Origin of the sequence: Pseudomonas sp. NY15435, assembly GCF_048068295.1 — a bacterium.
GTDB lineage: Bacteria > Pseudomonadota > Gammaproteobacteria > Pseudomonadales > Pseudomonadaceae > Pseudomonas.
Map to the genome: position 1 here is coordinate 15,022 of NZ_JBLUQA010000011.1, position 19,646 is coordinate 34,667.

Consider the following 19,646-nt stretch of genomic DNA (forward strand, 5'->3'; position numbering starts at 1 on the left):
CTCCTTTCAACGCGCGATGATCAGCGGATGGCCGCGTTCCGGGTGCTCCTGCACCAGCACATCGAGGCCGAAGACGGTACGCAGCGGCTCGGCCTGCAGCACCTCATGCGGTGTGCCAAGCAGATGCACACGCGACTCATGCAGCAGCAGCAGGCGATCACAGTAACGCGCCGCAAGATTGAGGTCGTGCAGGATCACCAGCACTGCTGCGCCGCGCCCGGCGAACTCGCGCACGGCCTGCAGCGTGGTGTGCTGGTGCAGCGGATCGAGGGCTGAGGTCGGCTCGTCCAGCAGCAGAATCTGCTGCGCCCCACCCGGCCAGAGTTGCGCCAGCACACGGGCGAGATGCACCCGCTGGCGTTCGCCACCGGAGAGCGCCAGGTAACTGCGCCCCGCAAGGTGCGAGGCATCCGCAGCAGCCATGGCTTCGCGGATGATTTCCTCGTCGCGCTGGCGGCCACTGTCGTGTGGCAATCGCCCGAACCCCACGACGGCCTCGACGGGAAACGCGAAGTTCAGCGAGGACGATTGTGGCAGCACAGCCAACCGGCGTGCGCGCTCGGGACCTTGCCAGGACTCCAGGGCACGGCCGTCGAGGCTCACTGCCCCTCCGGCCAGAGGCAGTTCACCATTCATGGCGCCGAGCAGGGTGCTCTTGCCCGCGCCGTTGGGGCCGAGCACTCCGAGCACTTCGCCTGGCTGCAGCGTCACGCTCACGTCCTGCAGGACCGTCTGGGCGCCGCGCTTCACCAGCAGCTTGTCTGCGCACAGCATCAGGAACGCCCCCGGATCAGCAGGTAAAGGAAGAATGGCGCACCGATCAGCGCGGTAACAATACCGATCGGCAGCTCCGCCGGAGCAAGGGCCAGCCGAGCGATCAGGTCGGCGAGCAGAAGCAGGATTGCCCCACCGAACATAGAGGCCGGTAGCAGCACCCGGTGATCCGGGCCAACGATCAGGCGCAGCAGGTGCGGCACCACCAGGCCGATGAAGCCGATCATCCCGGCGGCAGCCACCGCCGCCCCGACACCCAGCGCGGTGCAGACGATCAGTTCGACTTTCAACCGCTCGACATCGAAGCCCAGGTGACGCGCTTCGGATTCGCCCAACAGCAGCGCATTCAGCGCATTCACCCGGCGCGGCAACCAGCACGCCACCAACAGGGTGATCAGCAGCAGCGGCCACAGCCGTGGATAGCTCGCGCCATTGAGGCTGCCGAGGTTCCAGAAGGTCAGCGTGCGCAGGGTGGCGTCGTCGGCGAGGTAGGTGAACAGGCCGATCAGCGCGCCTGCGAGGGCCGTCAGTGCGATACCTGCGAGCAGCATGGTCGCCACGCTGGTCTGACCGTTATGACGCCCCAGGCGGTAGACCAGCGCCGTCACCAGCAGGCCGCCGGCAAAGGCGCATGCGGACAGCAGGTAAGGCGCGAAAGCCTCGGGCAGCCCACCGATGGATGCCCCGAAGACAATGGCAATTGCAGCGCCCAGCGCGGCACCGCTGGAAACACCAATCAATCCGGGATCGGCCAGCGGGTTGCGGAACAGCCCCTGCATCGCCACACCGGCCAGCGCCAGCACGCCGCCAGTGGCGATGCCCAGCAAGGTGCGCGGCAGGCGGATCTGCCCGACGATCAGCTCGGCCTGACCGAGGCCGTCGGCGGACACCGGCAAACCGACCATGTGCGCCAGCGCGCGCAGCGTATCGCCCAGCGGCAGGCTCACCGGCCCGAGGGCCAGTGAGAGCCAGACAACCAGCAGCAGGAGAAAACCGAGGAGCAGGAACAGCGGTCGAGCGGTAACGATCCGGGTCAAGGACGACTTTCCGTGTTCAGGGCCTGCGCGGAAGGATAAAAGGCCCGGGAGAGGCTAGCCAGCCCGTCCGGGATACGCGGGCCGAGGCCACCGACCAACAGGGTTGGATCGAGCACCACTACGCGGCCGTCACGCAACGCGCTGGTCGCTGCCAGGCCGGGGTTCTGCTGGGTCAGGGCGGTGCGGGCCTTGTCGCCGTCCAGGGCGCGGTCACTGAGCACCACCACCTGCGGGTTCAGCGCGGTGAGGGCTTCGCTCGACAGCGTCTTGTAACCGTTGTGGGTCGCCAGGTTGCGGCCGCCGGCATGCTGGATCAGCCAGTCCCCGGAAGTGTCCTGCCCGGCCACCAGCAGGTTGCCGCCGGCGTGCCCGACCAGCAGGACGACGCCGGGCGCGGCCTGCGCGGACTGGGCTTTCTTCACCCACGCGCCCTGCGCGGCGAGACGCGCATCGAACTCCGCCTCGGCCTGCCTGGCCTTGTCCGGCGCACCGAGCAGCTCGCCCAGACGCTGGATGGTCCGGTGCACAGTCTTCTCGTCGGCCTTGGCCGACAGCGTCTCGATCCGCACACCGGCGGCACGCAGTTGCTGCAGTACCGGCGGCGGGCCCATTTCTTCGCTGCCCAGCAGGATGTCCGGCTTCAGCGCGAGGATGCCCTCGGCGGCCAGCTGCCGCTGGTAGCCGATCTTCGGCAGCACATGGAGCGATGCCGGGTGCAGGCTGGTGGTATCGACGCCCACCAGCTTGGCCTCGCCGCCCAGGGCGACAACCCACTCGCTCAGCGAACCACCGGCGCTCACCCAACGCTCCGGCAGCGAGTCAGCCAGCACGCTGGTGGCAGTCAGGCAGAGGCCGACGAACAACGCACGGGCAGTCATGGAGGTCTTCATGAAATCGGCCCTCAGAGTGCCGGGAACGATTCGGCCAGCTCACGCCAGCCGTGCAACTCGGGGACACCCGGCTTGCGCGCGCCGAATACCTGCAGCACCAGCTCGCCATTGGCGTCGAAGGCTTCCCAACTGGTGATCACGCCATCGCTGCTGGGCTTGCGCACGCGCCACAACTCAATCACGCCCGGCGTCTGCAGGTGCAGGTTGAACAGCGGGTCGAGGACGTTGAACCAATCGTCCATCCACTTGAGGTTTTCCACGGTGCCGGTGTGGATCTGGATGCAGTGGGCGTTGCCGACGAAGATCATGATCGGCAACTGGCTTGCCGCGGCGGCTTCCAGCAGGCGCGGCAGTTCGGCAGTGGCCAGCGGCTCGGCCCACTCGCGGCCGGCGAGACGCAGCGCCTGGGTGCGTTGGACCTTGTGCTTCTTCAGCAGGGCGAAGAAGTGGTGGGTGTCCTTCAATGCCGACCAGCCTTCGCGCAGGGCGGCGATATCGATTTCACCGTCGGCCAGCGGCGCGGCCTTGGCTTCCAGCGGGGTCAGGTCGAGCGCGGCACTCTGCTCGGCGGCGGCGAAGCTGCGCACCAGCGGAGCCCAGGCGGCGAGCTCGCTCTGCTCGGTGAGAAACACCTTGTGCACCGCGCTGCCTTGGCGATCGAACACCTGGATGCTGCGCTGGGTGCCGTGGGCAGTTTCTTCGCTGATGGCGAAGGCGCTGGCCCAACCACCGAGGAACAGGCGCAGGTCGATGTCCGGGGAAACCACCAGGGCCATCTGGCCATTGGCGGAAACGGTCACGTCGCAGTACGGCCCCCTGCGCTCGTGCACGCAATGTTCATTGCGGGTCAGCGCCATGATCTGGCCCAGCTCACCCAGCGCCGGCAACAGCTCGGCCCAGTCGGTGCGCAGGCGCACGGCGTCTACGCCCAGGCGGCTGGCCGTCAGCTCGGCCTCGCTCACGGCCAGGTGGTGCGCCGCATCGCGGGCGCGCAGGCGCGGTTTCTCGGCGCGCAGGGCTTGCCAGGCGCGGTACAGCTCAGAGGCCGGCGCAGTCAGGGTCGTCATCGCAGAATTCCTCGTTCGATAGATGGCCAGCCGCAGTGCGGCGGCATGAACGAACCTTGCCACAGGAATTTCAGGAAATCTATTTGATAATTATTTGCATTAGATTACAGAGAGGCTTAAGGTCGGCGCCGATTTCGCTGGCAAGGCGCCAGCTCACCTCTTCAGCACACGGAAGTGCACCCTCTTCCGGTATCGCCATCCGGGCGCGGATAATAGCCGCCTCGTGATGCCGCGCCTGAATGGAAGACCCCGGATGATCCTGCTCTGCGCCCCGCATGACCTGGCCGAAGGCCAGAGCCGGGGTTTCAAGGCCGCTGGCCTGAACCTTTTCGCCGTGCGCCGCCTGGGCCGCGTCTATGCCTACCGCAACCGCTGCCCACACCGGGAAATTCCGCTGGGCTACGACGCCGAGCAGTACCTCGATAACAGCGGCCGGCTGTTGCAATGCGGGCACCATGGTGCGTTGTTCCTGATCGAAACCGGCGAGTGCATCCAGGGGCCGTGCCTGGGAGATGTGCTGGAGGCGCTGCCCTGCCGGGAGGATGAGCAGGGGATCTGGCTGGAGCCGCTGGACAATGCCCAGGGGTAACACGGTTTCGGACAGGTTCGCGAGCAAGCTCACTCCTACAGGTCCAGACCGTTCGGCTCTTCGTAGGAGCGAGCTTGCTCGCGAACAGCCCTGCGCACCGCTTCCCGCCTAGAGCAACACCTGCAAAGGCCGCTCCAGCCGAATCTCCCGGCTATCGATCCGCGCCCCATATGCCAGCACTTCCACTCCCGCACTACGCGCCTCGGCCAGCGCCGCCGCATAGGCCGGATCGATCTCCTTCGCCGGGCGAACCGCCTCGATATCCGACAGGTTCACCGCATACAGCAGCACCGCACGCATACCCTCGCGCGCCAGCGCCGCCAGCTCGCGCAGGTGCTTGGCGCCGCGCTGGGTAACGGCATCGGGGAAGGCGGCGACCGTCGTGCCGTCGAAACCCAGGGTTACGCTCTTCACTTCCACGTACACCGGCTTGCCGGCGTACATCAGACGGAAGTCCGCGCGGCTGTTCTCCTGTCCGTAGGCGACTTCGCGGCGCAGCTCATCGAAACCGGCCAACTCGGTCACGGTGCCGTCCAATATTGCTTCTTCCACCAGCCGGTTGGCCCGCCCGGTATTCACGCAGGCCAGGCGCCCCTGCGGGGTTTCCACCAGTTCCCAGGTCCCCGGCAGCTTGCGCTTGGGGTCATCGGAGCGGCTGAACCAGACGCGGCAACCCTCGCTCATGCAATTGAGCATCGAGCCGGTGTTCGGGCAGTGGATGGTCAGTCGTTCGCCACTGGCGGTCTCGATGTCCGCCAGGAAGCGCTTGTAGCGCTTGATCAGGCGCGCCTCTTCCAGCGCCGGCTCGAAACGCATCAGGGACGCCAGGTCTTCAGGCCGCGGGCGATGCGCTCCACCGCCTGCTGCAGGCGCTCGACGCTCTGGGTATAGGCGAAGCGCACGTGGTGCGATGCCTGGTAACGCCCGAAGTCGATGCCAGGCGTGAACGCCACGTGCTCGGTCTCGATGAAGTGCTGACAGAAGGCGAACGCGTCACCGCCAAAGGCGCTGATATCCGCATACAGATAAAAGGCACCCTCAGGCTCCACGGCGATACCGAAACCAAGCTCACGCAGCGCCGGCAGCAGGTAGTCGCGGCGGCGGCGGAACTCTTCGCGACGCTCCTCGAGGATGGTCAGGGTGGCCGGCTCGAAGCAGGCCAGCGCAGCGTGCTGGGCCATGCTCGGCGCGCTGATATAGAGGTTCTGCGCCAGCTTCTCCAACTCGCCCACCGCCTCCGGCGGCGCCACCAGCCAGCCCAGGCGCCAGCCGGTCATGCCGAAATATTTGGAGAAACTGTTGAGGACGAATGCATCGTCATCCACTTCCAGCACGCTGGGCGCGTCGATGCCGTAAGTCAGGCCGTGGTAGATCTCGTCCACCACCAGATGGCCGCCGCGAGCCTTGAGCGTGGACGACAGCGCAGCGAGTTCATCCTTATGCAACAGGGTGCCGGTAGGATTCGCCGGCGATGCGACCAGAGCGCCTACACTGTCCTGATCCCAGTGCCGTTCGATGAGCTCCGGCGTGAGCTGGTAACGGCTCTCCGGGCCAACCGGCACCAGTTGCGCGGCGCCTTCCACCAGGCGCAGGAAGTGGCGGTTGCACGGGTAGCCCGGATCGGCCAGCAACCAATGCTTGCCCGGGTCCACCAGCAGGCTGCTGGCCAGCAACAGGGCGCCGGAGCCGCCAGGCGTAACGAGAATACGCTGCGGGTCGATCGACAGGCCGTAGCGCTGGGCGTAGAAGCCGGCGATGGTTTCGCGCAGGGCTGGCAGGCCACGTGCGGCGGTATAGCGCGTGTGACCATTTGCCAGGGCCTTCTGCCCGGCCTCGACGATGGGTGCGGCAGTGGTGAAGTCCGGCTCGCCGATTTCCAGGTGGATAACGTCGTGGCCCGCGGCCTGCAGTTCATTGGCCCGCGCCAGCAGCGCCATGACGTGGAAGGGTTCGATGGCGCGGCTGCGCGCACTGAAGGTGGTGGCCATGGAATATTCCGAACTTTGCGACAGAGCCGGGATTCTAACAGGCCACTGATGAATTCTGGGCAGCCGCGCCTGCAATGCGCGGTTTCCGGGAACTTGCAGGCTTCGTCTGGCGAACGCCGACGATTCTGCTCAGGTTTGCAGAAAAACCCACTGGCGATTACCGGTGGGTCGCCGACCTGGCGATCAGGTCATGTGCGGGTACTGGCAGGCTCGATAACCGGGAGTAGCATCGCGGTTATCGTTCTGGTAAGTTCGCCCGCTGCGAGCGCGGGGCCGGCGGTGCCGGAGAGGGACCATCCGCGAGAGGATTAGCGAGAGTGAGAGGCGGTCATCCATGCCCACCAAAGCAAAGCAACAGAGCAGCCAACTGATTCGTGGCTTCGAGCCCTACCAGGAAACCAAGGGCGAGGAGTACATGAGTGATCGCATGCGCGCGCACTTCACCTCCATCCTCAACAAATGGAAAGTTGAGCTGATGGAAGAAGTGGACCGCACCGTGCACCACATGCAGGACGAAGCGGCTAACTTCCCGGACCCGGCAGACCGTGCCAGCCAGGAAGAAGAGTTCAGCCTCGAACTGCGCGCCCGCGACCGCGAGCGCAAGCTGATCAAGAAGATCGACGAGACCCTGCAGCTGATCGAAGACAACGATTACGGCTGGTGCGACTCCTGCGGCGTCGAAATCGGCATCCGTCGTCTGGAAGCCCGCCCCACCGCCACCCTGTGCATCGACTGCAAGACCCTGGCGGAAATCAAGGAAAAGCAGCTGGGCTCCTGAGCCTGGTTGATCCCGAACGGGGCGCTGCGGCGCCCCGTTTCGTTTCTGCGCCCTGCCATCAGATAGAAAGCCGAAGAGACACCATGCTCGCCTCCCGCTACGTCGGACGCTTCGCCCCCACACCCAGTGGCTTTCTGCACTTCGGTTCTCTGGTGGCCGCTGTGGCCTCCTACCTGGATGCTCGCGCGGTGGGCGGAAAATGGCTGGTGCGCATGGAGGACCTCGACCCGCCGCGCGAAATGCCCGGCGCCCAGGCAGCCATTCTGGAGACCCTCGAACGCTACGGCTTCGAATGGGATGGCGCGGTGGAGCGCCAGAGCGACCGCCACGACGCCTACGCCGTCCAGGTCGAACAATGGCTGCGCAGCGGCCTGGCCTATGCCTGCACCTGCTCGCGCAAGCAGCTCGAACGCAGCAACGGCATCTATCCCGGCACCTGCCGCGACGCCCAGCATGAATGGCACGGCGACATCGCCATCCGCATCCGCGTACCGGAGCTGGACTACCGCTTCTCCGATCGCCTGCAAGGCGAATTCCACCAGCACCTGGGCCGCGAAGTGGGCGACTTCGTCATTCGCCGGCGCGACGGGCTGTTTGCCTATCAACTGGCGGTGGTGCTGGACGACGCCTGGCAGGGTGTTACCGATATCGTTCGCGGCGCCGACCTGCTGGATAACACTCCACGCCAGCTCTATCTGCAGGAATTGCTCGGCATCGCCGCCCCGCGTTACCTGCATGTGCCGCTGATCATCCAGCCCGATGGCCACAAACTCGGCAAATCCTACCGCTCGCCGCCGCTGGAGGCCGACCTGGCCGCCCCGCTGCTGGTGCGCGCGCTGAAAGCACTGGGCCAGAACCCGCCCGCCGAACTGGTGCAAGGCACGCCGCGCGAGGTGCTCGACTGGGGTATCGCGCACTGGGATGCCAATGCCATCCCCCACAGCCTGACGCTGGAAGATGCGCAGCTCTAGACTGGTGCATCGACAGCAGCGCAAATTGATGACAGCGCACACCGCGCCACGCGGAATTCTGCAAACTGCTTTTCGTAGGACCGAGGGGGGCGCCTAGCCCTTGCTCGCGAACCTGACGCCCGCTTCTAAGTTGTTCGCGAGCAAGCTCGCTCCTATAAGGTCTGCCTGCCCTTCGGCAAGGGGCGCCAGCTTGCCGGCGACGGTGCGCACAGGTAGCCTGCCCGCCGAACCAAGAGAGAGACGACATGTACATCTACCGACTGGTGTTGCTCCTGGTCGTGGGCATCTACCTGTTCTCACCGGCCATCATGGACTGGTGGATCGATCCCCACGGCGCCTGGTACCGCCCGTATCTGCTGTGGCTGATCCTGATCGTCGTCACCTTCATCCTGCAGAGCCAGCGCGATGCTGACGAGCTTTAGCCTCACCCAGCTGATCCTGATCAGCGCCTCTTACCTGATGGTCCTTTTCGGTGTCGCCTGGATCACCGAGCGCGGCTTCATTCCGCGCCGGCTGGTGCGCCATCCGCTGATCTACACCCTGTCGCTCGGCGTCTACGCCAGCGCCTGGGCCTTCTATGGCACGGTTGGGCTGGCCTATCAGTACGGCTACGGCTTCCTGGCGATCTACCTGGGTGTCTCCGGCGCCTTCCTGCTCGCGCCGGTGCTGCTCTATCCGATCCTGCGGATCACGCGGGCCTATCAGCTATCGTCGCTGGCCGACCTGTTCGCCTTCCGCTTCCGCAGTACCTGGGCCGGCGCACTGACCACGCTATTCATGCTGATCGGCGTGCTGCCGATGCTGGCGTTGCAGATCCAGGCGGTGACCGACTCGATCAGCATCCTCACCCGCGAATCCGAGCCCAACCGCGCGGCGCTGGCCTTCTGCGCGTTGATCACGCTGTTCGCCATCCTCTTCGGCGCACGGCACATCGCCACCCGCGAGCGCCACGAAGGGCTGGTGATGGCGATTGCCTTCGAATCGCTGGTGAAACTGGTGGCGCTCTGCTCCATCGGCCTGTTCGCCCTCTATGGCGTGTTCGGCGGCCCGGACGGCCTGGAAGTCTGGCTGCTGCAGAACCAGGAAGCCCTGAGCACCCTGCACACGCCGCTGGCCGAAGGGCCGTGGCGCACGCTGCTGCTGGTGTTCTTCGCCTCGGCCATCGTCATGCCGCACATGTTCCACATGACCTTCACCGAGAACCTCAACCCGCGCGCGCTGCTCAGCGCCAGTTGGGGCCTGCCGCTGTTCCTGCTGCCCATGAGCCTGGCGGTGCCGCCGATCCTCTGGGCCGGCCTGCACCTGGGCGCCTCGACCAACCCGGAATACTTCACCCTCGGCCTGGGCATCTCGGTGGACAGCCCGGCCCTGGCGCTGACCGCCTTCGTTGGCGGCATCTCCGCCGCCAGCGGCCTGATCATCGTGATGACCCTGGCGCTCTCGGGCATGGTGCTCAACCACCTGGTGTTGCCGCTCTACCAGCCACCGGCCGAAGGCAACATCTACCGCTGGCTGAAATGGACCCGCCGCGCGCTGATCGCCGCGATCATCATGGCCGGCTATGCCTTCTACCTGCTGCTGGGCGCCGAGCAGGACCTGTCCAACCTGGGGATAGTCTCCTTCGTCGCCACCCTGCAGTTCCTCCCCGGCGCGCTGGCCGTGCTCTACTGGCCGACCGCCAACCGCCGCGGCTTCATCGCCGGCCTGGTGGCGGGCATGCTGGTGTGGGGCGCGACCATGCTTACCCCGCTGATCGCGAACATGCAGAGTATCTACCTGCCGCTGTTCAACTCACTGTATGTGCTCGACGACACCACCTGGCACCTCGCAGCGCTCGCCTCGCTGGCGGCCAACGTGCTGGTGTTCACCCTGGTCTCGCTGTTCACCGAAGCCAGCGATGAAGAGAAAGGCGCCGCCGAGGCCTGTGCCGTCGACAACGTGCGCCGCCCACAGCGCCGCGAGCTGATCGCCGTGTCCCCGCAGGAGTTCGCCAGCCAGCTGGCCAAGCCGCTCGGCGCGAAGACCGCCCAGCGCGAAGTGGAACAGGCCCTGCGCGACCTGCACCTGCCCTTCGACGAACGCCGCCCCTACGCCCTGCGCCGTCTGCGCGACCGCATCGAGGCCAACCTCTCCGGCCTGATGGGCCCCAGCGTGGCACAGGACATGGTGGAAACCTTCCTGCCCTACAAGGCCAGCAGCGAAGCCTACGTCACCGAGGACATCCACTTCATCGAGAGCCGCCTGGAGGACTACCACTCCCGCCTAACCGGCCTTGCCGCCGAACTCGATACCCTGCGTCGCTACCACCGCCAGACCCTGCAGGACCTGCCGATGGGCGTGTGCTCGCTGGCCAAGGACCAGGAAATCCTCATGTGGAACCGCGCCATCGAGGAGCTCACCGGCGTCAGCGCACAGCGCGTGGTCGGCTCGCGCCTGGCCGCCCTGCCCGACCCGTGGCGCGGCCTGCTGGAAGGTTTCATCGACGCCCCCGACGAGCACCTGCACAAGCAGCGCCTCTCCATCGAAGGTCAGACCCGCTGGCTGAACCTGCACAAGGCGGCGATCGAGGAGCCCCTCCTGCCCGGTAACAGCGGCCTGGTGCTGCTGGTCGAAGACCTCACCGAAACCCAGTCGCTGGAAGACAAGCTGATCCATTCCGAACGCCTGGCCTCCATCGGTCGCCTGGCCGCCGGCGTGGCCCACGAGATCGGCAACCCCATCACCGGCATCGCCTGCCTGGCGCAGAACCTGCGGGAAGAACGCGAAGGCGATGGCGAGCTGACCGAGATCAGCGGCCAGATCCTCGAGCAGACCAAGCGCGTCTCGCGCATCGTGCAGTCACTGATGAGTTTCGCCCATGCCGGCGGCAAGCAGGTCGCGGCCGAGCCGGTGTGCCTCGCGGACGTCGCCCAGGAAGCCATCGGCCTGCTGTCGCTGAACAAGCGCAGCGTCGATGTGCAGTTCTTCAACCTGTGCGATCCGGAACACTGGGTGGAAGGCGACTCGCAACGTCTTGCGCAGGTACTGATCAACCTGCTGTCCAACGCCCGCGACGCCTCCCCGCCCAATGGCGCGATCCGCGTGCGCACCGAAGCTTCCGAGCAGACCATCGACCTGATCGTTGAAGACGAAGGCAGCGGAATACCCAAGTCGATCATCGACCGCCTGTTCGAGCCCTTCTTCACCACCAAGGACCCGGGCAAAGGAACCGGCCTGGGGCTCGCTCTGGTCTATTCGATCGTGGAAGAGCATTATGGGCAAATCACCATAGACAGCCCGGCAGACCCGGAACGCGAATGCGGAACCCGCATCAGCGTCACCTTGCCGCGGCATCCTGGCCCGACGGCCGAGCAGTAAACGAGCACGTCGAGAGAGCTGAATACATGGCACATATCCTCATCGTCGAAGACGAAACCATCATCCGTTCCGCCCTGCGACGATTGCTCGAGCGCAACCAGTACCAGGTCAGCGAAGCTGGCTCGGTGCAGGAAGCGCAGGAGCGCTACAGCATCCCGTCGTTCGACATGATCGTCAGTGATCTGCGCCTACCCGGCGCGCCCGGCACCGAACTGATCAAGCTGGCCCAGGGCACCCCCGTGCTGATCATGACCAGCTACGCCAGCCTGCGCTCGGCGGTGGATTCGATGAAGATGGGCGCGGTGGACTATATCGCCAAGCCATTCGACCACGACGAAATGCTCCAGGCCGTGGCGCGCATCCTCAAGGATCGCCAGGAGAACCGTAACGCCCCCGCCGAAGCCCGCGGTAACGCCAAGGGCGCCGAACGTAGCAGCGGTAACACCGCCCCCGTGGACGGCGACATCGGCATCATCGGTTCCTGTGCGCCGATGCAGGAGCTCTACACCAAGATCCGCAAGGTCGCGCCCACCGACTCCAATGTGCTGATCCAGGGTGAATCCGGTACCGGCAAGGAACTGGTCGCCCGCGCGCTGCACAACCTGTCCAAGCGCACCAAGGCGCCGCTGATCTCGGTGAACTGCGCCGCGATCCCGGAAACCCTGATCGAGTCCGAACTGTTCGGCCACGAGAAAGGCGCGTTCACTGGCGCCAGCGCCGGCCGTGCGGGCCTGGTGGAGGCGGCCGACGGTGGCACCCTGTTCCTCGACGAGATCGGCGAACTGCCGCTCGAAGCCCAGGCGCGCCTGCTGCGCGTACTGCAGGAAGGTGAAATCCGCCGGGTTGGCTCGGTACAGTCGCAGAAGGTCGACGTACGCCTGATCGCCGCTACCCACCGCGACCTGAAGATGCTGGCCAAGACCGGCCAGTTCCGCGAAGACCTCTACTACCGCCTGCACGTCATCTCGCTGAAGCTCCCGCCCCTGCGCGAGCGCGGTCCAGACGTCATGGAAATCGCCCGCTCCTTCCTGGCGCGCCAGTGCTCCCAGATGGGGCGCCCGGCGCTGACCTTCTCCCACGAAGCCGAACAAGCCATCCGCCACTACCCGTGGCCGGGTAACGTGCGTGAACTGGAGAACGCCATCGAGCGCGCGGTCATCCTCAGCGAAGGCCAGGAAATCCCCGCCGACCTGCTGGGCATCGACATCGAACTGGATGACCTGGAAGACGACTTCGGCGATGACGGCGACCTGCGCCCGACCAACGGCAGCGCCAGCAACCACGAGCCCACGGAGGATCTGTCGCTGGAGGACTACTTCCAGCACTTCGTCCTCGAGCATCAGGACCACATGACCGAGACCGAGTTGGCCCGCAAGCTGGGTATCAGCCGGAAATGCCTGTGGGAACGTCGTCAGCGCCTGGGGATTCCGCGCCGCAAATCCGGGGCGTCGGCTGACTCCTAGGAGCGCCCCCACTGTTACCGGAGACATGCTCCGTAACAAAAGCCGGGTTCATCGGTAACGGGAACCCGGCTTTTTTGTGCCTATCGATCAACGACAGATCCTCGCAAACCCTTGAAAAATAAGGATTCGCAAAAGTTGGCACGGCATCTGCTTTGTTATTGGCACAACAACAATAACAAGCACGACCACTCACAATAAAAACAAGACGAAACGACTCCAGCACAACAAAAACAAGATCGCGGAGGCGCAGCTAACTGATTCTTTTGGAGAAGGGTAGCCGTCGGGACCAGTCCCGCAACCAGTCAAGAAGTATAAAACTGTCTTGAGACAGCACGCAAAACTGGTTGGATCGAAAGATCATTGCTCACTCAGCGACCAAAGCAATCCGTTTGCTATTGAAACCTTCCATGTGTGGAAGGTTCCCCGAAGCAGGTAGCTTCGAGGGACGGGTCTACAAACAAAAACAACAAGCCCGGTAAACATAATAAAAACAAAGCACGCACCTATTTGGGGGGGAGCCTCGGCTCCCCCAGTAGCTTTCGCTACACCCTCCCGCTCTCTCCCCGCAAGTCCCTTTCTTCAGTTTTCTTCATCATCACACCCCACGATGCTAGAATCGCCGCGGCGCAGACGGCATTCGATTTGCTGCCATTTGTTTCAAGGCAGCGGCAGACACCCGCTATCCTCCAGGAAACGCCGTAATCAGGCGGCTTGCCGAGACCTGCGTATGCCATCCATACACCTATTCCCGATAGTGCACACATGCTGAAAAAGCTGATCCAGTCCATCCGATCCCCACTGCGCCGTCCGCGCGCTGTCCGCACTACTCCGGAAGTCGTTGGCAATCATCAGCACTCGCTGCGGCGGGAACAGTTCAGCAGGAACGCGGTGAACGTCGTGGAGCGCCTGACCAAGGCCGGCTACCAGGCGTACATCGTCGGCGGCGGCGTACGTGACCCGCTGCTGGGCATTCCCCCCAAGGACTTCGACGTGGCCACCAGCGCCACCCCCGAGCAGGTGCGTGCAGAATTCCGCAACGCGCGGGTGATCGGTCGCCGTTTCAAACTGGTCCACGTCCACTTCGGCCGCGAGATCATCGAGGTCGCCACTTTCCGCGCCAACCATCCGGTCACCGAAGACGACGACACCGATAACGCCCATGCTTCCCGCAACGAAGCCGGTCGCATCCTGCGTGACAACGTCTATGGCACCCTGGAAGACGACGCTCAGCGCCGCGACTTCACCATCAACGCCCTGTATTTCGATGTCACCGGCGAACGCATCCTCGACTACGCCCACGGCGTGCGCGATATCCGCAATCGCCTGATCCGCCTGATCGGCGACCCGGAGCAGCGCTACCTCGAAGACCCGGTGCGCATGCTGCGGGCTGTGCGCTTCGCGGCCAAGCTGGACTTCGAGATCGAGAAACACAGCGCCGCGCCGATCCGCCGCCTGGCGCCGCTGCTCAACGAGATTCCCTCCGCGCGCCTGTTCGACGAAGTGCTCAAGCTGCTCCTCAGCGGCAAGGCCGAGCGCACCTTCGAACTGCTCAACGAGTACGACCTGTTCGCCCCGCTGTTCCCGGCGAGCGCCAAGGCGCTGAAGGAAGACCCGGAGTACGCCGGCAAGCTGATGCGCCAGGCCCTGGCCAACACCGACGAGCGCATTCGGCTGGGCAAGCCGGTTACCCCGGCCTTCCTGTTCGCCGCGCTGCTCTGGCCGGCGCTACCCGCCCGCGTACTGAAGCTGCAGGACCGCGGCATGCCGCCAATCCCGGCGATGCAGGAAGCCGCTCACGAGCTGATCCTCGAGCAGTGCCGCCGTACGGCGGTGCCCAAGCGTTTCACCATTCCGATCCGCGAGATCTGGGACATGCAGGAGCGCCTGCCGCGCCGCCAGGGCAAGAAGGCCGATCTGTTGCTGGAAAACCCGCGCTTCCGCGCCGGCTACGACTTCCTGCTGCTGCGCGAGAGCGCCGGCGAGGAAACCGGTGGCCTCGGCGACTGGTGGACCGACTATCAGGAAGCCAGCGACGGGGAACGCCGCGGCATGATCCGCAACCTGGCCAGCCAGCAGGAAGAAGGCGGCGCCGCCGCACCACGCAAACGCCGCCGTGGCGGCAGCAACCGTCGTCGTCGCGGCCCGCGCACCGAAGGCGCCAGCAGCGAATGAGCGAACGCGTGTACATCGGGCTCGGCAGCAACCTCGCCGAGCCGCGCCAGCAGCTGGAAGCGGCGCTGAAGGCGCTGTCGCAGATCCCCGCCACCAAGGTGGCGGTGGTTTCCCCCCTCTACGCCAGCGACCCGCTGGGCCCGCCGGACCAGCCGCGTTACGTCAACGCCGTGGCGGCGCTGGATACCGACCTGGAGCCGCTCGCTCTGCTGGATGCCCTGCAGACCATCGAGCTGGAACAAGGGCGCGTACGCAAGGACGAGCGCTGGGGGCCACGTACCCTGGACCTCGACATCCTGCTGTTCGGCGATCGCCTGATCGACGAGCCGCGCCTGTGCGTGCCGCACTACCACATGCACGCTCGCGCGTTCGTGCTTTACCCCCTGGCGGACCTCGCCCCGCAACTGCGCTTCCCTGACGGACGCAGCCTGCCCGAGCTGCTCGCCGCCTGTCCGTTCAGCGGCCTCGAACGCCTGTCCTGAGGCATGCTGCGCCCCAGGCGTGGGGCGCACTGGCAGTAACGCCGTAACAGTCCGGTAACACCTGCAATTGACTTAGCCTTTTTCGATCCGGACTATAGGGCCCCGTTTGCCCCTGCCCGGCGCAGAACCGAGGACACTTTCATGCCTGATGTCACCCTGACCACCCTGCAAGGTCTCAAGCAAAGCGGCGAAAAGATCGCGATGCTGACCGCTTACGATGCCACTTTCGCCCACACCGCCAGTCTTGCCGGTGCCGAAATGCTGCTGATCGGTGACTCCCTGGGTATGGTGCTGCAAGGTCACGACAGCACGCTGCCGGTGACCGTCGAAGACATGGCCTACCACACAGCCGCGGTCAAACGCGGTAACAAGGGCGCGTTTATCGTCACCGATCTGCCGTTCGAGTCCGGCACCTCGCTGGACCAGTTGCTGCGAGACTCGGTGAAGGTCATGCAGGCCGGCGCCCACATGGTCAAGCTCGAAGGCGGCGCCTGGCTCGCCGAGCCGATCATCCGCCTGGCCCAGATGGGCATCCCGGTGTGCGCGCACCTGGGCCTCACCCCGCAGGCCGTCAACCTGTTCGGCGGCTTCAAGGTTCAGGGCCGCCAGGAAAACCAGGCACGGCAACTGCGCGCCGACGCCATTGCCCTGGAGCAGGCCGGCGCTGCCGTGCTGCTGCTGGAATGCGTGCCGTCTGCCCTGGCGAAGGAAATCACCGAAGCGGTGAAGATTCCGGTCATCGGCATTGGCGCAGGTAGCGGCACCGACGGCCAGGTGCTGGTGATGCACGACATGCTCGGCCTGTCGCTGTCCGGCCGTTCGCCGAAGTTCGTGAAGAACTTCCTCGAAGGCCAGCCCGACATCCAGTCTGCCTTCGCCGCCTATGTGAAGGCAGTCAAGGACGGCACCTTCCCCGGCCCGGAGCACGGTTTCGCCTGATGAATACAGTCAAGACAGTCCGCGAGCTGCGCGCCGCAGTGGCGCGCGCGCGTAGCGAAGGCAAGCGCGTCGCGCTGGTACCGACCATGGGTAACCTGCACGCCGGCCACGCCGCGCTGGTGACCAAGGCCAGCCAGCGCGCCGATTTCGTGGTGGCGAGCATCTTCGTCAACCCGCTGCAATTCGGCCCCAGCGAAGACCTCGACAAGTACCCCCGCACCCTGGCGGCGGACCAGGAGAAGCTGCTCAACGCCGGCTGCCACCTGCTATTCGCCCCCACCGTCGAGGAGATGTACCCCGACGGCATGGAGGGCCAGACCAGGCTGCACGTTACCGGCGTCTCCGAGGGCCTGTGCGGCGGCAGCCGTCCGGGGCACTTCGATGGCGTTGCCACCGTGGTCTGCAAGCTGTTCAACATGGTCCAGCCCGACATGGCGTTGTTCGGCGAGAAGGACTTCCAGCAGCTTGCGGTGATCCGCAAGCTGGTGCGCGACCTGAACCTGCCGATCCAGATCTTCGGCGAACCCACCGTGCGTGCGGAGGATGGCCTGGCGCTGTCGTCGCGCAACGGTTATCTCACAGACGAGCAGCGCGCCATTGCGCCGGTGCTGCAGCGCACGCTGAAGCAGTTGGCCGAGCGCATCCGCCAGGGCGAACGCGACTTCCCTGCACTATTGGCCGAGGGCAGCCGGCAGATCGAAGCGGCCGGCCTGCGCATCGATTACCTTGAGGCTCGCGAATCCGCCGGCCTGCGCCCGGCCACGGCGCAAGACCATCAGTTGGTGATCCTGGTCGCCGCCTTCCTCGGCACCACCCGGCTGATCGACAACCTCGCCTTCCACATCGACTGAATTCCCCGTCCGACACCCGAATTTTCGCCTCGAAGCCGCGCCAGTCGCCGCCTTGAGCGACCTCGGGTGCTCGGGCATACTCGCCCCGCCCTCCGCGACCAGAAGAAAAACAGGAGCCACGTCATGCAGAGCATCATGCTCAAAGCCAAACTGCACCGCGCCGAAGTCACCCACGCCGTGCTCGACTATGAAGGCTCCTGCGCCATCGATGGCGAATGGCTCGATCTCGCGGGCATCCGCGAGTACGAACAGATCCAGATCTACAACGTCGACAACGGCGAGCGCTTCACCACCTACGCCATCCGTGGCGAGGAGGGTTCGCGGATGATTTCCGTCAACGGCGCCGCCGCCCACAAGGCCAAGGTGGGTGACCGGGTGATCATCTGCGCGTACGCTCAGTTCAGCGACGCCGAACTGGAAGGCTACAAGCCGCGCATGCTGTACATGGCGCCGGGCAACGAACTCAGCCACACCAGCAATGCCATCCCGGTTCAGCTCGCCTGAACCGACGTGAAAGCCCGGAACAACCGGGCTTTTCTCAAGGTCAAGAGCCAAAAGTTCAAACACGCACGTCTTACCCGAAGGTACGTCATGGAACACCACCTCAACCCGCTGGATGCCACCCGACTGGCTAGTTGGCAGGCATTGGCCGCCCACCGCCAGGATCTGCAGAACTTCACCATGCGCGAGGCATTCGCCGAGGACCCAGAGCGCTTCAAGCGTTTCTCCCTCAGCGCCTGCGGCCTGTTCCTCGACTTCTCGAAGAACCTGATCCGCCAGGACACCCTCGACCTGCTGGTGAAGCTTGCGCACGAGGCGAAGCTGGGCGAAGCCATCCAGTCGATGTTCCGTGGCGACGTGATCAACGCCTCCGAGCGACGCCCGGTGCTGCACACCGCACTGCGCCGCCCCATCGGCGACAAGGTGATGGTCGATGGCGTCGATGTGATGCCCGAGGTGCACCGTGTTCTGCACCAGATGACCGAGCTGGTCGCCGCCGTGCACAACGGTCTGTGGCGCGGTTACACCGAAAAGCCGATCACCGATGTGGTGAACATCGGCATCGGTGGCTCTTTCCTCGGCCCGCAGTTGGTCTCCGAGGCGCTGCTGCCCTTCGCCCAGAAAGGCGTGCGTTGCCACTACCTGGCGAACATCGACGGCAGCGAATTCCGCGAAATGACCGCCAAGCTCAACGCCGAGACCACGCTGTTCATCGTCTCGTCGAAATCCTTCGGCACCCTGGAAACCCTGAAGAACGCCCAGGCCGCGCGCGCCTGGTATCTGGCCCAGGGCGGCACCGAGGCGGAGCTGTACCGTCACTTCATCGCCGTTTCCAGCAACAAGGAAGCCGCTTCCGCCTTCGGCATTCGCCCGGAAAACGTCTTCCCCATGTGGGACTGGGTCGGCGGCCGCTACTCGCTGTGGTCGGCCATCGGTCTTCCGATCGCCATGTCGGTGGGTATCAACAACTTCAAGGAGCTGCTGTCCGGCGCGTACAGCATGGACCAGCACTTCCTGACCTCGCCGTTCGAGAAGAACATCCCGGTGCTGCTGGGCCTGCTCGGAGTCTGGTACGGCGACTTCTGGGGCTCTCGCAGCCACGCGATCCTGCCGTACGACTACTACCTGCGGAACATCACCGACCACCTGCAGCAACTGGACATGGAGTCCAACGGCAAGAGCGTGCGCCAGGACGGCACCCCGGTATCCGCTGGCACGGGCCCGGTCATCTGGGGCGGCGTAGGCTGCAACGGCCAGCATGCTTACCACCAGTTGCTGCACCAGGGCACCCACCTGATCCCGGCGGACTTCATCGTCCCGGTCTCCAGCTACAACCCGGTGGCCGACCACCACCAATGGCTGTACGCCAACTGCCTGTCGCAAAGCCAGGCGCTGATGGTCGGCAAGAGCCGCGCCGAGGCCGAGGCCGAGCTGCGTGCCAAGGGCGTGGACGAAGCCGAAGTGCAGCGCCTGGCACCGCACAAGGTGATTCCGGGCAACCGCCCGAGCAATACCCTGGTGCTGGAGCGCATCAGCGCCCGTCGCCTGGGCGCGCTGATCGCCATGTACGAGCACAAGGTCTACGTGCAGAGCATCCTCTGGGGCATCAATGCCTTCGACCAGTGGGGTGTGGAACTGGGCAAGGAGCTGGGCAAGGCCGTCTATGGCCGCCTGGTCGGCAGCGAGGAAAGCGCCGCCGAGGATGGCTCCACCCAGGGCCTGATCGACTTCTTCCGCGGTCGTCACCGCGGCTGACGGTAAAGCGAACGGATGCGCGCCAGCGCATC

Annotated in this window: 18 protein-coding genes; 12 read left to right on the forward strand and 6 right to left on the reverse strand. The window is 65.2% G+C overall.

The annotated features are described in order from the left end of the window. Positions 1–6 precede the first annotated feature (6 nt). Genes ACNFH5_RS23125 through ACNFH5_RS23140 form a run of 4 tightly spaced genes read right to left on the reverse strand, consistent with a single transcriptional unit; the run spans position 7 to position 3,768 of the window. Positions 7–774: a heme ABC transporter ATP-binding protein gene (locus ACNFH5_RS23125; protein ID WP_416750033.1), complete on the reverse strand. Its 768-nt coding sequence runs from the start codon at positions 772–774 to the stop codon at positions 7–9. Continuing rightward, positions 774–1,757, reverse strand: a complete 984-nt coding sequence (locus ACNFH5_RS23130; protein WP_416750348.1) for a FecCD family ABC transporter permease — start codon at positions 1,755–1,757, stop codon at positions 774–776. Before ACNFH5_RS23130 ends, ACNFH5_RS23125 begins: the two co-directional genes overlap by 1 nt. 50 nt (positions 1,758–1,807) lie before the next feature. After that, positions 1,808–2,701 carry a heme/hemin ABC transporter substrate-binding protein gene (locus tag ACNFH5_RS23135; RefSeq protein WP_416750035.1) on the reverse strand — a complete coding sequence of 298 codons (894 nt, stop codon included), beginning with the start codon at positions 2,699–2,701 and terminating at the stop codon, positions 1,808–1,810. Between the two features lie 11 nt (positions 2,702–2,712). After that, positions 2,713–3,768, reverse strand: coding sequence for a hemin-degrading factor (locus ACNFH5_RS23140; protein WP_416750037.1), 1,056 nt, complete (start codon positions 3,766–3,768; stop codon positions 2,713–2,715). A 253-nt stretch (positions 3,769–4,021) separates the two neighbouring features. Between ACNFH5_RS23140 and ACNFH5_RS23145 the strand changes: the two genes are divergently transcribed. Then, positions 4,022–4,357 (forward strand): Rieske (2Fe-2S) protein, encoded by a 336-nt coding sequence (locus ACNFH5_RS23145; RefSeq protein WP_416750039.1) that lies wholly within the window; start codon positions 4,022–4,024, stop codon positions 4,355–4,357. A gap of 108 nt (positions 4,358–4,465) precedes the next feature. Here ACNFH5_RS23145 and sfsA read toward each other — a convergent pair whose 3' ends face one another. Continuing rightward, entirely contained in the window at positions 4,466–5,173 is a 708-nt protein-coding gene (gene sfsA, locus ACNFH5_RS23150) for a DNA/RNA nuclease SfsA (protein WP_416750041.1), read from the reverse strand. Continuing rightward, complete coding sequence (locus ACNFH5_RS23155) at positions 5,173–6,345, reverse strand: pyridoxal phosphate-dependent aminotransferase (protein WP_416750043.1); 1,173 nt, start codon at positions 6,343–6,345, stop codon at positions 5,173–5,175. The genes sfsA and ACNFH5_RS23155 overlap by 1 nt, the downstream gene beginning before the upstream one ends. Positions 6,346–6,679: 334 nt before the next feature. Here ACNFH5_RS23155 and dksA point away from each other — a divergent pair, with 334 nt between their 5' ends. The 11 genes from dksA (at position 6,680) to pgi (ending at position 19,614) form a co-directional block, all read left to right on the forward strand. Next, complete coding sequence (gene dksA / locus ACNFH5_RS23160) at positions 6,680–7,123, forward strand: RNA polymerase-binding protein DksA (RefSeq protein WP_015478905.1); 444 nt, start codon at positions 6,680–6,682, stop codon at positions 7,121–7,123. Positions 7,124–7,206: 83 nt separating this feature from the next. Then, on the forward strand, positions 7,207–8,094 hold the full coding sequence (gluQRS, locus tag ACNFH5_RS23165; protein WP_416750045.1) for a tRNA glutamyl-Q(34) synthetase GluQRS: 888 nt from the start codon (positions 7,207–7,209) through the stop codon (positions 8,092–8,094). 245 nt (positions 8,095–8,339) lie between these two features. Continuing rightward, positions 8,340–8,516, forward strand: a complete 177-nt coding sequence (locus tag ACNFH5_RS23170) for a hypothetical protein (protein WP_015478907.1) — start codon at positions 8,340–8,342, stop codon at positions 8,514–8,516. Next, positions 8,500–11,451: a sensor histidine kinase gene (locus ACNFH5_RS23175; protein WP_416750048.1), complete on the forward strand. Its 2,952-nt coding sequence runs from the start codon at positions 8,500–8,502 to the stop codon at positions 11,449–11,451. Before ACNFH5_RS23170 ends, ACNFH5_RS23175 begins: the two co-directional genes overlap by 17 nt. A 26-nt stretch (positions 11,452–11,477) precedes the next feature. Then, on the forward strand, positions 11,478–12,914 hold the full coding sequence (locus ACNFH5_RS23180; RefSeq protein ID WP_416750050.1) for a sigma-54-dependent transcriptional regulator: 1,437 nt from the start codon (positions 11,478–11,480) through the stop codon (positions 12,912–12,914). Between the two features lie 762 nt (positions 12,915–13,676). Then, a complete protein-coding gene (locus tag ACNFH5_RS23185; RefSeq protein WP_416750052.1) occupies positions 13,677–15,086 on the forward strand; it encodes a polynucleotide adenylyltransferase PcnB in 1,410 nt (469 codons plus the stop codon). Beyond that, a complete protein-coding gene (folK, locus tag ACNFH5_RS23190; protein WP_416750054.1) occupies positions 15,083–15,568 on the forward strand; it encodes a 2-amino-4-hydroxy-6-hydroxymethyldihydropteridine diphosphokinase in 486 nt (161 codons plus the stop codon). Before ACNFH5_RS23185 ends, folK begins: the two co-directional genes overlap by 4 nt. Positions 15,569–15,709: 141 nt before the next feature. Next, positions 15,710–16,507, forward strand: a complete 798-nt coding sequence (panB, locus tag ACNFH5_RS23195) for a 3-methyl-2-oxobutanoate hydroxymethyltransferase (RefSeq protein WP_416750056.1) — start codon at positions 15,710–15,712, stop codon at positions 16,505–16,507. Continuing rightward, positions 16,507–17,358, forward strand: a complete 852-nt coding sequence (gene panC / locus ACNFH5_RS23200) for a pantoate--beta-alanine ligase (RefSeq protein ID WP_416750058.1) — start codon at positions 16,507–16,509, stop codon at positions 17,356–17,358. Before panB ends, panC begins: the two co-directional genes overlap by 1 nt. Before the next feature lie 123 nt (positions 17,359–17,481). Continuing rightward, complete coding sequence (gene panD, locus ACNFH5_RS23205; RefSeq protein ID WP_045216800.1) at positions 17,482–17,862, forward strand: aspartate 1-decarboxylase; 381 nt, start codon at positions 17,482–17,484, stop codon at positions 17,860–17,862. An 87-nt stretch (positions 17,863–17,949) separates the two neighbouring features. Further along, positions 17,950–19,614, forward strand: coding sequence for a glucose-6-phosphate isomerase (gene pgi / locus ACNFH5_RS23210; RefSeq protein ID WP_416750061.1), 1,665 nt, complete (start codon positions 17,950–17,952; stop codon positions 19,612–19,614). Positions 19,615–19,646: the final 32 nt, after the last annotated feature.

Bases quoted from the DNA above. Each gene is read 5' to 3' on its own strand.
- ACNFH5_RS23125 (WP_416750033.1), bottom strand. From the start codon at position 774: ATGCTGTGCGCAGACAAGCTGCTGGTGAAGCGCGGCGCCCAGACGGTC.
- ACNFH5_RS23135 (WP_416750035.1), bottom strand. From the start codon at position 2,701: ATGAAGACCTCCATGACTGCCCGTGCGTTGTTCGTCGGCCTCTGCCTG.
- ACNFH5_RS23140 (WP_416750037.1), bottom strand. From the start codon at position 3,768: ATGACGACCCTGACTGCGCCGGCCTCTGAGCTGTACCGCGCCTGGCAA.
- ACNFH5_RS23145 (WP_416750039.1), top strand. From the start codon at position 4,022: ATGATCCTGCTCTGCGCCCCGCATGACCTGGCCGAAGGCCAGAGCCGG.
- sfsA (WP_416750041.1), bottom strand. From the start codon at position 5,173: ATGCGTTTCGAGCCGGCGCTGGAAGAGGCGCGCCTGATCAAGCGCTAC.
- ACNFH5_RS23155 (WP_416750043.1), bottom strand. From the start codon at position 6,345: ATGGCCACCACCTTCAGTGCGCGCAGCCGCGCCATCGAACCCTTCCAC.
- dksA (WP_015478905.1), top strand. From the start codon at position 6,680: ATGCCCACCAAAGCAAAGCAACAGAGCAGCCAACTGATTCGTGGCTTC.
- gluQRS (WP_416750045.1), top strand. From the start codon at position 7,207: ATGCTCGCCTCCCGCTACGTCGGACGCTTCGCCCCCACACCCAGTGGC.
- ACNFH5_RS23170 (WP_015478907.1), top strand. From the start codon at position 8,340: ATGTACATCTACCGACTGGTGTTGCTCCTGGTCGTGGGCATCTACCTG.
- ACNFH5_RS23175 (WP_416750048.1), top strand. From the start codon at position 8,500: ATGCTGACGAGCTTTAGCCTCACCCAGCTGATCCTGATCAGCGCCTCT.
- ACNFH5_RS23180 (WP_416750050.1), top strand. From the start codon at position 11,478: ATGGCACATATCCTCATCGTCGAAGACGAAACCATCATCCGTTCCGCC.
- ACNFH5_RS23185 (WP_416750052.1), top strand. From the start codon at position 13,677: ATGCTGAAAAAGCTGATCCAGTCCATCCGATCCCCACTGCGCCGTCCG.
- folK (WP_416750054.1), top strand. From the start codon at position 15,083: ATGAGCGAACGCGTGTACATCGGGCTCGGCAGCAACCTCGCCGAGCCG.
- panB (WP_416750056.1), top strand. From the start codon at position 15,710: ATGCCTGATGTCACCCTGACCACCCTGCAAGGTCTCAAGCAAAGCGGC.
- panC (WP_416750058.1), top strand. From the start codon at position 16,507: ATGAATACAGTCAAGACAGTCCGCGAGCTGCGCGCCGCAGTGGCGCGC.
- panD (WP_045216800.1), top strand. From the start codon at position 17,482: ATGCAGAGCATCATGCTCAAAGCCAAACTGCACCGCGCCGAAGTCACC.
- pgi (WP_416750061.1), top strand. From the start codon at position 17,950: ATGGAACACCACCTCAACCCGCTGGATGCCACCCGACTGGCTAGTTGG.